13 protein-coding genes are annotated in these 13,694 nt (G+C 56.7%); 7 read left to right on the top strand and 6 right to left on the bottom strand.

Annotated elements, in window-relative coordinates:
* Window positions 1-146 precede the first annotated feature (146 nt).
* Window positions 147-1,058 (top strand): LysR family transcriptional regulator, encoded by a 912-nt coding sequence (locus BVH74_RS14130; protein ID WP_218189137.1) that lies wholly within the window; start codon window positions 147-149, stop codon window positions 1,056-1,058.
* A 7-nt stretch (window positions 1,059-1,065) separates the two neighbouring features.
* On the opposite strand, the gene ppsR is transcribed toward BVH74_RS14130, so the two are convergent.
* Entirely contained in the window at window positions 1,066-1,884 is an 819-nt protein-coding gene (gene ppsR, locus BVH74_RS14125; protein WP_080050713.1) for a posphoenolpyruvate synthetase regulatory kinase/phosphorylase PpsR, read from the bottom strand.
* 152 nt (window positions 1,885-2,036) lie between these two features.
* On the opposite strand from ppsR, the gene ppsA reads away from it, so the two are divergent.
* From ppsA to BVH74_RS14095, 6 genes are all read left to right on the top strand, one after another.
* Window positions 2,037-4,406, top strand: a complete 2,370-nt coding sequence (gene ppsA, locus BVH74_RS14120; RefSeq protein WP_080050712.1) for a phosphoenolpyruvate synthase — start codon at window positions 2,037-2,039, stop codon at window positions 4,404-4,406.
* Window positions 4,407-4,422: 16 nt separating this feature from the next.
* Window positions 4,423-4,911 carry a ribonuclease E activity regulator RraA gene (rraA, locus tag BVH74_RS14115; RefSeq protein ID WP_080050711.1) on the top strand — a complete coding sequence of 163 codons (489 nt, stop codon included), beginning with the start codon at window positions 4,423-4,425 and terminating at the stop codon, window positions 4,909-4,911.
* A gap of 110 nt (window positions 4,912-5,021) precedes the next feature.
* Window positions 5,022-5,273, top strand: a complete 252-nt coding sequence (locus BVH74_RS14110) for a hypothetical protein (RefSeq protein ID WP_080050710.1) — start codon at window positions 5,022-5,024, stop codon at window positions 5,271-5,273.
* 14 nt (window positions 5,274-5,287) lie between these two features.
* The gene (locus BVH74_RS14105) at window positions 5,288-6,109 is read left to right on the top strand and encodes a mechanosensitive ion channel family protein (protein ID WP_080050709.1); all 822 of its coding nucleotides are present in this window, start codon (window positions 5,288-5,290) and stop codon (window positions 6,107-6,109) included.
* 42 nt (window positions 6,110-6,151) lie between these two features.
* Window positions 6,152-6,733 (top strand): RNA polymerase sigma factor SigX, encoded by a 582-nt coding sequence (gene sigX / locus BVH74_RS14100; protein ID WP_080050708.1) that lies wholly within the window; start codon window positions 6,152-6,154, stop codon window positions 6,731-6,733.
* A gap of 95 nt (window positions 6,734-6,828) precedes the next feature.
* Window positions 6,829-7,788, top strand: coding sequence for an OmpA family protein (locus tag BVH74_RS14095; protein WP_080050707.1), 960 nt, complete (start codon window positions 6,829-6,831; stop codon window positions 7,786-7,788).
* Between the two features lie 94 nt (window positions 7,789-7,882).
* Here the strand turns inward: BVH74_RS14095 and BVH74_RS14090 are convergent, their stop codons facing one another.
* The 5 genes from BVH74_RS14090 to BVH74_RS14070 all read right to left on the bottom strand — a co-directional run bounded on the left by BVH74_RS14090 (window position 7,883) and on the right by BVH74_RS14070 (window position 13,560).
* Complete coding sequence (locus tag BVH74_RS14090) at window positions 7,883-8,329, bottom strand: thioesterase family protein (RefSeq protein WP_080050706.1); 447 nt, start codon at window positions 8,327-8,329, stop codon at window positions 7,883-7,885.
* A gap of 182 nt (window positions 8,330-8,511) precedes the next feature.
* On the bottom strand, window positions 8,512-10,107 hold the full coding sequence (locus tag BVH74_RS14085) for an isocitrate lyase (RefSeq protein ID WP_080050705.1): 1,596 nt from the start codon (window positions 10,105-10,107) through the stop codon (window positions 8,512-8,514).
* A 468-nt stretch (window positions 10,108-10,575) separates the two neighbouring features.
* Window positions 10,576-11,388 carry a secretin N-terminal domain-containing protein gene (locus BVH74_RS14080; RefSeq protein WP_080050704.1) on the bottom strand — a complete coding sequence of 271 codons (813 nt, stop codon included), beginning with the start codon at window positions 11,386-11,388 and terminating at the stop codon, window positions 10,576-10,578.
* The gene (locus BVH74_RS14075; RefSeq protein ID WP_080050703.1) at window positions 11,385-12,401 is read right to left on the bottom strand and encodes a GNAT family N-acetyltransferase; all 1,017 of its coding nucleotides are present in this window, start codon (window positions 12,399-12,401) and stop codon (window positions 11,385-11,387) included. Before BVH74_RS14075 ends, BVH74_RS14080 begins: the two co-directional genes overlap by 4 nt.
* The gene (locus BVH74_RS14070) at window positions 12,394-13,560 is read right to left on the bottom strand and encodes a ribosomal protein uL16 3-hydroxylase (RefSeq protein ID WP_080050702.1); all 1,167 of its coding nucleotides are present in this window, start codon (window positions 13,558-13,560) and stop codon (window positions 12,394-12,396) included. The genes BVH74_RS14075 and BVH74_RS14070 overlap by 8 nt, the downstream gene beginning before the upstream one ends.
* Between the last annotated feature and the right edge of the window lie 134 nt (window positions 13,561-13,694).

The raw sequence follows: 13,694 nt of genomic DNA, 5'->3' as shown, positions 1-13,694 counted from the left end.
TTCTGCTGTCAAGCATTTGACAATAATTCTCGTTACCAAGAGAATCGGGAAGTCTCCCCAACAAGCGTTTGATTTCATATGCCGCAGTCCAGATCCGAACCTTGCGTCAGTGCCCTGGGTCATACCCGTCGTGGAGGGAAAAAGGCATGGTGATGCATGACTTCAATGAACTGAGTGTGTTCGTCGCGGTGGTTGAGCAGGGAGGCCTGACCCCGGTTTCAACCGCGCTGGGTTTGCCCAAGTCAACTTTGAGCCGGCGCATCAGTCAACTCGAAAACCGCGTAGGTCAACGCCTGTTACTACGCCAGTCTAACCGGATGCTGGCGACTGAAGCCGGCAAGTTGTTTTACAACTATTGCCGGCAGATGCTGGATCTTGGCGAGCAAAGCCAGCAAGCTCTGGACGACCTGAAGGAAGAGGTGAGCGGTGAGCTTGTGCTGCGTATTCACAATGCCTTCGAGCGTGGCTGGCTGCCGCCGGTAATTCACTCATTCATAGAAGAGCATCCGGGTATACGGATCCAGGTAAGCAGTAGCTTGCGTCCACCGTCGCAGGAGGATGCCGGTCAAGGCGATCTGTGGCTTTGGCTTGGACCTGAAGCCAGCAATGGGCTGCGCAGTGAGCCGCTGGGGCGCTGGACCACAGGACTATATGCCAGCCCGGCCTATGTGCAGGCTAACGGAGCACCCGAGCATCCTCGCCAGCTCAACCTGCATCGCTGGGTCGATGTATTGGGCGGTGGTGCAGAGTCGGTGCGTTTGCTGCATGGGCAAAAAGGGCCTTACCTGTTCAAGCCAACGCCGTCGCGGCTGAAGGCAGACACAGTGGTTCTGCAAGCTGATGCGCTGGTGCGCGGGCAAGGCATCGGTATTCTGCCCAACTGGTATGCCGAGCGTTACGAAGCGGCCCATCCAGGCAGCTTTGTGCGCTGCCTGGACGGCTGGGCACCGGAAGCCTTGCCGGTAAACCTGATGTACAGTTTCGGTAGGGCGCCGCGCAAGGTTGGCGCCCTGATCGACTGGTTACGTCAAGCGGCGCCAGAAGCCTGGCGCCAGTAGCCCACAATTATTTCAGCCGGCGCTCAATGCCCATCTGGACCAGAATCTTGGCGGAAATCTCTTCGACCGAAAAGTGCGTCGAGTTGATGAAGTCGATGTTCTCGCGGCGGAACAGGTTTTCCACTTCGCGAACTTCGAACTCGCACTGGGCAAAGCTGGCATAACGGCTGTTTGGCCGGCGTTCATTGCGGATGCTGGCCAGCCTGTCGGGGTCAATGGTAAGGCCGAAGAGCTTGTGCTTGTGCTGTTTGAGCGCGGCCGGTAGTTGCAGGCGCTCCATGTCATCTTCGGTCAGGGGGTAATTGGCCGCACGGATGCCATATTGCAGGGCCATATAAAGGCAGGAAGGAGTTTTGCCGCAGCGCGAGACCCCGACCAGAATGATATCGGCTTCATTGTAGTAATGGGTGCGGGCACCATCGTCATTGTCCATGGCGAAGTGCACGGCATCAATACGATCCTTGTAGTGAGCGTTGTGCTGAATAGAGTGCGACTTGCCGACCGAGTAGGAGGAACCGTCACCCAGTTCCTGCTCCAGCGGGGCCAGGAATGAGGAGAAGATGTCGATCATGAAGGCATTGGCCTTGGCCAGTTCTTCACGAATTTCCTTGTTGACCACGGTATCGAAGATGATCGGACGTGCCCCATCTTGCTCGGCAGCCGCATTGATTTGTTGTACCATGTTTCGCGCTTTTTCGATGGTATCCACGTAGGGCCGCAGCCGTTTGGTGAACTGAATGTTTTCAAACTGCGTGAGCAGGCTTTGACCGAGAGTTTCTGCGGTAATACCGGTACCATCCGAGATGAAAAAAGCGGTGCGTTTCATGCGCGAGGCCTTAAGATGTCCTGATTGGCTGAGTGCTGCGGTAACGAGCCTGAGGCTCCTTGCCGGCATTGTGGCGCATTTGTCACATTCAGGCCAGACAGTCTGGTTTGTGGCATGCGCCACTCAACTTATCGATTTACGGAGAGATCACCTTGTTAGAGTACGTAGTGTCCTTCGAACAGCTGGGCGTTGGTGATGTTGAGCGGGTAGGCGGCAAGAACGCTTCCCTGGGTGAAATGATCAGCAACCTGTCCCACGCCGGTGTGTCGGTTCCTGGTGGCTTCGCCACTACCGCCCAGGCCTATCGTGACTTCCTCGAACAAAGTGGTCTGAACGACCGCATCCATGCAGCCCTCGATGCGCTGGATGTCGACGACGTCAACGCCCTGGCGCAAACCGGTGCGCAAATCCGTCAGTGGGTAATGGATGCTCAATTCCCTGCCGCTTTGGACGAGGCGATCCGCAAGGCCTTCGTTGAGCTTTCTGCGGGCAATGACAATCTGGCAGTAGCCGTGCGCTCCTCGGCTACTGCTGAAGACCTGCCAGACGCATCCTTTGCCGGCCAGCAGGAAACCTTCCTTAATATTCGCGGCGTCGATAACGTGATCCGCGCCTGCAAGGAAGTCTTCGCCTCTCTGTTCAATGATCGCGCCATCGCCTACCGGGTCCACCAGGGCTTCGACCACAAGGGCGTGGCGCTATCAGCTGGTGTGCAGCGTATGGTGCGCTCGGAAACTGGCACCGCCGGGGTAATGTTCACCCTGGACACCGAGTCGGGTTTCCGTGACGTGGTCTTTATCACTGGTGCCTACGGTTTGGGTGAGACCGTGGTGCAGGGTGCGGTCAACCCCGATGAATTCTACGTACACAAGCCGACCCTGGAAGCCGGGCGGCCGTCGATCCTGCGCCGCAATCTGGGCAGCAAGGCGATCAAGATGATCTATGGCGAAGAGGCCAAGGCCGGTCGTTCAGTCAAGACCGTTGATGTCGACAAGGCCGAGCGGGCACGTTTCTGTATCAGCGATGAGGAAGTGGTCAACCTGGCAAAGCAGGCGCTGATCATCGAGAAGCATTACGACCGGCCGATGGATATTGAGTGGGCCAAGGACGGAGACGATGGAAAGCTGTATATCGTTCAGGCGCGCCCTGAAACGGTCAAAAGCCGTAGCAATGCCAATGTCATGGAGCGTTACCTGCTCAAGGAAAAAGGCAAGGTACTGGTCGAAGGTCGAGCCATTGGTCAGCGGATTGGTTCTGGCCCGGTCAAGGTCATTCATGATGTCTCGGAAATGGACAAGGTGCAGCCAGGCGATGTGCTGGTCTCGGACATGACCGATCCGGACTGGGAACCGATCATGAAGCGCGCCAGCGCCATCGTCACCAATCGCGGTGGTCGCACCTGTCACGCGGCGATCATTGCTCGTGAGCTGGGTATTCCGGCTGTGGTCGGCTGTGGCAACGCCACCAGCGAGCTCAGAGATGGCCAGGAAGTTACCGTTTCCTGCGCCGAAGGTGATACCGGACTGATTTACGATGGCCAGTTGTCGTTCGATATCCGCACCAACAGCGTTGATGCCATGCCGCCGCTGCCATTCAAGATCATGATGAACGTCGGCAACCCTGATCGCGCCTTCGACTTCGCCAATCTGCCCAATGAGGGCGTAGGACTGGCCCGTCTGGAGTTCATCATCAACCGCATGATCGGCGTGCATCCCAAGGCGCTGCTGAACTTCGCCAGCCTGCCGGCGGACGTCAAGGACAGCGTCGAAAAGCGCATCGCCGGCTACCCCGACCCGGTCGACTTCTATGTCGAGAAGCTGGTTGAGGGTGTCAGCACCCTGGCTGCGGCCTTCTGGCCGAAAAAGGTCATTGTGCGACTGTCCGACTTCAAGTCCAACGAATACGCCAACCTGATCGGCGGTCGTCTGTACGAACCGGAAGAAGAAAACCCGATGCTGGGCTTCCGTGGCGCTTCGCGCTATATCAGCGACTCGTTCCGCGACTGTTTTGAACTCGAGTGCCGGGCAATGAAGCGCGTGCGCGATGTCATGGGGCTGACCAACGTCGAAATCATGGTGCCGTTTGTGCGTACCGTCGGCGAAGCCAAGCAGGTCGTTGAACTGCTGGCCGAAAACGGCCTCAAGCGTGGCGACAATGGCTTGCGTCTGATCATGATGTGCGAGTTGCCGGCCAATGCGCTGCTGGCCGAAGAGTTCCTTGAGCACTTCGACGGCTTCTCGATCGGTTCCAACGACCTGACTCAGTTGACATTGGGGCTGGATCGCGACTCCGGCATCATTGCCCACCTGTTTGATGAGCGTAATGCCGCGGTCAAAAAGCTGCTGTCCAACGCCATCAGCGCTTGCCGCGCTGCCGGAAAGTACATCGGCATCTGCGGTCAGGGGCCTTCTGATCATCCGGATCTGGCCAAGTGGCTGATGGAGCAGGGCATCGATACCGTATCGCTCAACCCCGATTCGGTAATGGATACCTGGTTCTTCCTGGCCGAAGGTCAGAACTAAGCGCAAGGAGCTACCTATGCAGCACTATGTAACCCCGGATCTGTGTGACGCCTATCCTGACGTCGCCGTGGTCGAACCGATGTTCAGCAACTTCGGTGGTCATGACTCCTTCGGCGGCCAGATTGTCACGGTCAAATGTTTCGAAGACAACTCGGTGGTCAAGGAGCAGGTCGAGCAGGATGGCCGTGGCAAGGTCATGGTAGTCGATGGTGGCGGCTCCATGCGCCGGGCACTGCTGGGCGACATGCTGGCTGAGAAAGCAGCCAGTAATGGCTGGGAAGGCATCATCGTCTACGGCTGTGTACGGGACGTCGATGTACTGGCCCAGACCGCGCTCGGTATTCAGGCGCTGGCCAGTCACCCGATGAAGACCGACAAGCGGGGGATTGGCGACCTGAACGTGGCTGTCACCTTTGGCGGTGTCACCTTCAAACCGGGTGAGTACGTATATGCCGACAACAACGGCATCATCGTCTCAGCCGAGCCTTTGAGTATGCCTGAATAAATAAGGCGTGGCGGGCATTCTGGTTTAATGGGCTCTCATGACCGGTCAGTGGTGACACTGACCGGTCGGCGTGCGTCTGAAACAGGAGTCCACTGATCCGGAGGTCAGCCATGGAAGATCCTTTTGAGCGCCGAGTGCGCGAATTGATGCGTCAGGCATCCGAGCAGCAGTCGGAGAGTACCGATGACCAGCGTTTGGAGCGGGTACTGCACAAGGCCCATATCCACGGTGGCATCTTCGACCTGCTGAATCTGTTTACCCGTTGGGGTTGGGTTTTGTCTGAAGGCGGCGCGCGTGGTTTGAGACATATCAAGCCGGTACGTCGTGAACACGACGAAAACTCATCCATTGACCCCCATTGAATAGCGAGCGAACCATGGAACTGGAAACCTGGAGTCAAAGCTTTGTTGCCGCCATGACTACCCTGTGGGGCAAGGTGGCTTCTTTCATTCCCGACCTGATCGCTGCGCTGTTCATCATCCTGTTGGGCTTCGTGGTAGCCAAGATCGTCGATACCATTCTTAGCAAAGGCTTGGCCAAGCTGGGGCTTGACCGCCTGATGACTGGGGCGGGTGTGACCAAGATGCTGGGCCGGGTTGGGATTCGGGCGCCGGTGTCAGCAGTGGTGGGCAAGATCGTCTATTGGTTCATTGTGCTGACCTTTGTCGTTTCTGCTGCCGAAACCATGGGCCTGGCCCGGGTCTCTGCGACTCTTGATGCTTTTGCACTATATCTACCCAAAGTATTTGGTGCCGCTCTGATTCTGCTGGCCGGCTTGCTGCTGTCGCATCTGGTTGGCGGTGTGGTCAAGGGTGCTGCTGAAAGTATCGGCGTCGACTATGCCAGCAGTCTGGGACGTTTTGTTCAAGGCTTGCTGGTAATCATCACGGTGTCACTGGCGATCGGTCAGCTGCAGATTGAAACTGCGTTACTCAATACGGTCATCGCTATCGTGCTTGTGTCCTTTGGTGCTGCCGCAGCATTGGCGCTGGGTCTGGGCAGTCGCCAGATCGTCGGTCAGATCGTTGCCGGGGTTTATGTGCGAGAGCTGTATCAGGTCGGTGACCGGATCAAGGTCGGCGAGCTCGAAGGGATAATTGACGAAATTGGTACAGTCAAAACCACGCTGGTCGACGATGAGGGTGCCATTATTTCGGTGTCAAACCGCACTTTGATTGATGAGCGAGTGTCCCGCTGAGTGCGGGACTCCCTTAATACTGACACGTCGCGACGATCTATTTTGAGTCCGCCCAGCGTAGCCCGTACCCGTTATCGACCTGCCGAACTCTCGGACGAAGAGCTGGTGGCCAAGGCCAACAGCGAGCTGTTTCATACGACCACGGCCTATGAAGAGTTGATGCGCCGTTATCAGCGCACGCTGTTCAATGTTTGTGCACGCTATCTTGGTAACGAGCGTGACGCAGATGATGTCTGTCAGGAAGTCATGCTTAAAGTTCTGCATGGCCTGAGACATTTTGAAGGAAAGGCCAAGTTCAAAACCTGGCTATATAGTATTACCTATAACGAATGTATTACTCAGTACCGCAAGGAGAAGCGCAAAAAGCGCTTGCTGGATGCACTAAGCCTGGATCCGCAGGATGAACATCATGAACAGGAAGAGAGTGTTGCCGAGCGCACCAGTCTTGACCGTTTCCTGGTCCATGTGAACCCTGTAGACAGAGAAATTTTAGTGTTGCGTTTTATTGCCGAGTTGGAGTTTCAAGAGATTGCCGACATCATGCATATGGGGCTAAGTGCCACCAAGATGCGTTACAAGCGCGCCTTGGAAAAACTCAGAAAGCATATCGACAATCCTTTTTAGATCGCTCGCATATTGAAATTGTTGTATTTCTGTTATACTTGCGCCTGTGTTGTGCGCAAACCTAGTGTCCTAATGGATTATATGGGGATTCAAAGATGAAATTGAAAAACACTGTGGGTATCGTTGTTGGCGCCGCTATCGCGGCTTCCACCATGCCTGTCATGGCCAAGGGTGCCGGATCTGTCGAAGTTGAGGCTTTCGCCAAACGCTACTTCACCGATAGCTACCGCAACATGAGCGACGGCACCCTGGTGGGCGGCGGCATTGGTTACTTCCTGACCGATGACGTTCTGCTGAACATCAATCTGGGCACCTATCGCAACAGCCTGGAAGACGATGCGACCAAAGAAGACATCAACGGCCGCCTGGCTACCGTTGAAGCCATCTACCACTTCGGTGCTGGTAACTTCCGTCCTTACCTGTCTGGCGGTCTGGGTCACCAGGAACTGGATCAGGTCACCAGCAGCAGCCGTGACAAGACCACCATGGCTCTGGCCGGTGCTGGCGTCAAGCAGTACCTGAGCGACAATTTCTATGTCAAGGCTGGCCTGGACGTGCTGTACGGCTTCGACAGCAGCAACACCGAGTGGCAAGCCGGTGTTGGCATGGGGCTGAACTTCGGTGGCAAGCCGGCTCCGGTTGTTGCTCCGGCACCTGCCCCGGCACCTGCACCTGCTCCGGCTCCTGAGCCGGTCATGCAGTCGGTCCGCGTTGAACTGGACGTCAAGTTTGACTTCGACCGCGACAGCATCCGCCCAGAATTCCGTCAGGACATCCAGAGCCTGGCCGAATTCATGAAGACCTACCCGTCGGTCACCACCACCGTTGAAGGTCACACCGACTCTGTCGGTTCGGATGCCTATAACCAGGGTCTGTCCGAGCGTCGCGCCAATGCAGTTCGTCAGGCTCTGATCGACGAAGGCGTTGAGCCGTCCCGCGTTAGTGCTGTTGGCTACGGCGAGTCCCGCCCGATCGCCGATAACAGTACCGACGAAGGTCGCGCGATGAACCGTCGTGTTGAAGCTGAAGTTGAAGCACAGGTTGAAGTTCGCTAAGTCGAACTCAATCCCATGCCTGGCTTGCCAGGCATGAACAAAAAAGCCCCGGCTCGTGCCGGGGCTTTTTTGTCAGCTCTGCGCCAAACTAAACTCAGTACTCAAGGTAATTGGCTCCGGGAAAGCGCAGACGGAAGTCTTCGGGCATGGGTACTACCTTGGATGTGGTGAAGTCATAGAAGACAAACCCTGATTTTGCCAGGGCTACCAGCTCACCGCCTTCGGCCTTACTGATGCGGAAGATGATATCACCACCGTATCTGTTCAGATCCATCAGGCCCACTTCAAAGATCAGCCGGTCACGGGCAAAGGCCTCGCGCTTGTAGGTGGTGGCAAGATCGGTGACGATAATCCCAGTGTCATTCTCGCCAACTTCTTCAATACCAAACTGGTACAGAAACCGGGCTCTGGCTTCGGAGATCATCGAAATCATCGAGTCATTGGCCAGATGCTTACCGGCGTTGATATCGGTGATACGAACGGTCAGCTGTGTGGTGAAGTAGAACTGGTCATCGGGGAATACGAGGTTCAGGCGAGCCATGCTGAATCTTTTACCTATTGTACGGATGCCTTGGCGGCTTTGATCAATCGGGGCCGGAGAGACCGGCAGGGCAGGGCGCATTGTACGCGACTCGCGGGTAATACGCAGGCCCATCACGAAAAAGGCCACCCGAAGGTGGCCTCTTTCTGACAACCGGGCGAACCCGGTGAACCTATCGGTGATTAGCCGAACTGATTCATGGTGTTGTCTTTACCGCTAGCCTTCAGAGCAGCTTCGCCAGCGAAGTACTCCTTGTGGTTATCACCAATGTCAGAACCAGCCATGTTCTGGTGCTTGACGCAGGCGATACCCTGGCGGATTTCCTGACGCTGAACACCTTTCACGTAGGCCAGCATGCCTTGGTCGGCGAAGTAACCTTTGGCCAGGTTGTCGGTCGACAGAGCAGCAGTGTGATAGGTCGGCAGAGTGATCAGGTGGTGGAAGATACCAGCCTGAGCAGAACCGTCACGCTGGAAGGTACGGATCTTCTCGTCCGCCAGTTGGGCCAGTTCGGTTTCGTCGTAGTCGACGCTCATCAGGTTGGCGCGATCGTAGGCAGAAACATCCTTGCCTTCGGCAACCATCGCATCGAATACCTGCTGACGGAAGTTCAGGGTCCAGTTGAACGACGGGCTGTTGTTGTAAACCAGCTTGGCGTTCGGGATGACTTCGCGGATGCGGTCAACCATGGCCTTGATCTGACCAACGTGCGGCTTCTCGGTTTCGATCCACAGCAGGTCGGCACCGTTTTGCAGGCTGGTGATGCAGTCCAGAACGCAGCGGTCTTCGCCAGTGCCAGCGCGGAACTGGAACAGGTTGGACGGCAGGCGCTTGGGACGCAGCAGTTTGCCTTCGCGCTTGATGACGACGTCGCCGTTGCCGAGTTCGGCTTCGGAGATTTCTTCGCAATCCAGGAAGGAGTTGTACAGGTCGCCGAGGTCGCCCGGCTGGTTGGTAACAGCGATCTGCTTGGTCAGGCCGGCACCCAGAGAGTCGGTACGAGCAACGATCACGCCGTTGTCGATGCCCAGCTCAAGGAAGGCGTAACGAACGGCAGCGATCTTGGCGAGGAAGTCGGCATGCGGAACGGTTACTTTACCGTCCTGGTGGCCACACTGCTTCTCGTCAGATACCTGGTTTTCGATCTGGATGCAGCAAGCACCAGCTTCGATCATGCGCTTGGCCAGCAGGTAGGTGGCTTCCGGGTTACCGAAGCCGGCGTCGATGTCAGCGATGATCGGTACGATGTGAGTTTCGTAGTTGTCGATCTGGCTCTGGATCTCTGCAGCCTTGGCGGTATCGCCAGCTTCACGAGCGGCGTCCAGAGCGGTGAACAGCAGGTCCAGTTCGCGGCTGTCGGCCTGACGCAGGAAGGTGTACAGCTCTTCGATCAGGTCGGAAACAGCGGTTTTCTCGTGCATGGACTGGTCAGGCAGCGGACCGAAGTCGGAGCGCAGTGCAGCAACCATCCAGCCGGACAGGTACAGGTAACGCTTGTTGGTGGTCTTCAGGTGCTTCTTGATCGAGATCAGCTTCTGCTGACCGATGAAGCCGTGCCAGCAGCCCAGCGACTGGGTGTAGACGGAGGAGTCGGCGTCATACTCTTCCATGTCTTTGCGCATGATATCGGCGGTGTATTGAGCGATTTCCAGACCGGTCTTGAAGCGGTTCTGAGCACGCATACGGGCGACGGACTCGGGGTTGATAGCGCTCCAGCTGCTGCCGAACTTCTCTTTCAGAGCGGCAACGGCCTTGATATCGTTTTGATAAGCTGACATGGTCAATCCTTCACAGTTTGCAGTAGGTTCAGCACGATTTGTGACCCTGTTCCCGCCAAACGGAACTGCCGTCAAGGGTTGACATAGGAAGGGCAAACTGGAGGAAGAAAGCAGATAGTCCGTTCAGAATGGGGGCTGTGACGAACAGACGATGACCGTGCCACCGACTCGTCACTTGGGACATGTGTCGGACTGGCTAAACCTGTCATGCAGGCTGATACGTTAAATCGCTTCCCCGTCCCTCAGGACAACTTTCGTTCCAGTCGCCACCTCGTCGAACCGCCTTCTGGGCTGTTGTGACACGCATCGGTCCTTTGGTTTCGGAGCCGATCCGGAGGCTCATTCAGAGTCTCTGGCTAGCGGGAGCGGGGCAATAATGCGTCTTCGCTTGCGAGAAGTCAATCTCAATGTAGTGTTTTTTTCAAACCACTACAAAAGTATCAATTGTGGCTACCGAGTCACGAATGCCTATTCCAGACGCTCTACCATCAGCCGAACGCTGTACTGATGCTGGCCGCGCGTGCTGATCCGCCGGCCGATGTCACTGGACTGCCCGGCGCTGCTGTCGTCCAGGCCGCCGACAGTAATCCATTCACCAAGTCGGGCGGTAACAACGGTGTCGGTTTGCTGGACGTCGATCAGACGGCTGTCAGAGCGATTGAGTCGGTCATGGTTGGCGCTGAGGCTGATAGTCGCAATATCACCATTGAGCCGGACCGTGGCATAAAACCCCTGGGTGACGTCGCGGTATTCGGTTTGCTGAACAACGCGGCCGTAAATGTCGGTCGTGGTGCTGGTCAGTGGTACGCTCTGGCCAGACTGGATTAGCACCGGATATCCCTCATTGGCGCTGATCTGGCGTATCGAGTCATCTGCTCCCCGGGTTTGCCGGCGTATGACTCGGGCCTGATTGCCCTGACCGGGCTGACCGACAACGATATCCACCGGCCCGCTACTTACCCGGCCGTTCACTTGGTAGCCCTGCTCGTGAGTGACGTTGTCACCCGTGTTGGCCACACTGATCAACAATTTGGCTGGCCGGCGATCCAGTTGTTGCAGTAGTTCACGAATTTCGGCTAACCGGGCAGGTTCTGCACGGACGATAAGCTGATTGCCATAAGCCGAAGCCCGCTCATCATCGCGCAGCATGGGTGTAAGTGCCGGCAATACCTGTTCTGCCAGGCTGTAATTCAGGTTGATGACCTCGGTCTGAGGCGCTGCGAGAGTAGGGGCGGCCCAGCTCAGGGTGCTCAGCAGAACCAGCGAAACAATCCATTTCATAGGGTAAATCTCCTCAATCCCTGGTCACTCAGGCTGCGGCTCCAGTGCTCATCAAAACTGGCCTGCCAGCGCCTGACCTGATCGGGGCTGTTATAGCGCACGAACCCTTGAGGCTGAAGCGCCTGCGGAAACATCAGAATACCGCTGTCGTCAGCCAGCAGGTACACCTGCGGCTCTCGGGCCAGATCAGGGTGGCGCTTACGGATTTCGCACAGACTGGGGAAGCGGTGCTGCAGGCTGGACAAGCTGTGCCCCTGGGTGAAATCGGCAGTCACTTGATTGACCAGTACGCGGATACTGCCCTTGGGATGGGTGGCGATGAACTGTTCGCAGCAGTCGATAAAATCGCGTCGGTGAAATAACCACATTGCCTGCTCCGGGCTGCTGATAGTCAGGCGTCGCCGGGCCTGCAGGACCAGATGACAGGCATGTGCAAGGGCATGCTCCTCATCAATTTCGATCAAATCACGCTGTTCACCCAGTTGATAGGGTAGGTGAGTGCTGTAGCGCTTGGCCTGCTGCTCGGGATTGTGGATGCTGAAAGAGCCAGGAGAGACAAACTCGATTGGCGGCAGCTCGGCCTGGCTTTGGGTGTCAGCGCTCCAGCGCATATCGATATGCGCAATGCCGGCATCCATGTACGGTTCGGAGCAGCGAATGAAGCCCAGGCGTTCGTAAAATCGCTGAGCATGCGTTTGCGCTGACAGTTCCAGGTGTCGATGCCCAAGTTCTTGGGCGTGGCGCATCACCTCTCGCATAAGCAGGTTGCCTAGCCCCAGGCCACGGTAATCCGGAAGAATCGCCACCCGGCCAATGTGCCCATCGCGCAGCAACCGGGCAGTGCCCGCGGGTTGTTCATTGACCAGAAGCTGAAAATGCACCGCGCTCAGATCATGCTCATCCCATTCAAGGGAGGGCGGCACATGCTGTTCGTCGACAAACACCCGCTGGCGAATATCCCGCAAGGCAGGTGTGGCTGACCAGCTTACCAGTTCGACCCTTGCATCATTCATCATCCTCCTCCGGCAGGAGTTCTCCCTTGTTGAGCAATTGCACCAGCAATTCCCGTGCATCTTCCTGCTGCAACCACGGCTCCAGGGCTCCGGCTTCAAGGTAGTCCTGTTTGCAGACTAGCTGAACCAGTGGCAGCAAGGAAATTGACAGCTCACAATGCTCGCCGCTGGCGAACAGCCGCAAGCTGTCATTTTTCCCTTTGCGCCATGCCAGACGGCTACTTGGGTGACGTATCAAACCGTACCCAGCCTCAAGCAATGCAAGCAAATCGGCTGCTTCCCACTCTTGAGGCTGTATCAGTTCCGGATAACGCGCCTCGGTCATGAAGCGTCCGAACCAGGTGGCCAATGCCTCTCTGTCTTCGACCAGTGGGCGCAAAATTTGTTGCAACCGGTCGATACTCTGCTCATCAATGCTGGCGGGATCCTCGACTGGCGTCATGCCTGCATCACTGTAGCGCAGGCTGTCACCCAACTGTTGGCTGACGAAGTCAGTGTAATGCAACAAAATTTCGGCATGGCTGGGTGCGCGAAAGCCTACCGAGAAGGTCATGCAGTCATCCTCAGCGGTCCCCCAGTGGGCGACACCTGGCGGGATGTAAAGCATGTCGCCAGGCTCCAGTACCCACTCATCCGTCTGTTCGAAGTCGCGTAGGATGCGCAGATCAGGATGGTCGAGCAGCGGGCTGTTTTCGTCGCAGTGCTGACCAATTTTCCAGCGCCGGCGACCTTGCCCTTGCAGCAGAAATACGTCGTAGTTGTCATAGTGCGGCCCGACACCACCACCCGGCGTTGCGTAGCTGATCATGATGTCGTCCTTGCGCCAACTGGGCAGGAAGTCGAAGGCTTTGAGCAACTCGGCTACTTCCGGGACAAACTGATCTACGGCCTGAACCAGCAGTGTCCAGTCACGCTCTGGCAAATTCTGAAAGGCATCTTCGGCAAAGGGGCCTCGGCGCTGCTCCCAAGGGTGCTGGCCGTGCTCGAGAATGATCCGCGACTCAACCTCTTCTTCGAGCGACAGTCCTGCCAGTTCATTGGGGCTGATAGGGCTTTCATAGCCTGGTACTGCCTGACGAATCAGCAGGGGCTTTTTCTGCCAGTAGTCGCGCAGGAACTGTTCTGGGGTGAGGTTGCCAAGCAGTGGGAGGTCGGACATGGGTTGGTTTCTCGTGGTGATTTCAAGTTCGTGCAAGGATCGCGGACTGACATTGGTTTGCGCGCTGGCCGACTGCCTGTCCCCATATCCTGGACACGCACAAGTACATCCCTGTAGCTCTTCGATGCCATCCC

The organism is Halopseudomonas phragmitis, assembly GCF_002056295.1.
In the GTDB taxonomy this organism is placed as follows: domain Bacteria; phylum Pseudomonadota; class Gammaproteobacteria; order Pseudomonadales; family Pseudomonadaceae; genus Halopseudomonas; species Halopseudomonas phragmitis.
This window is presented reverse-complemented; position numbering and strand designations above follow the sequence as displayed.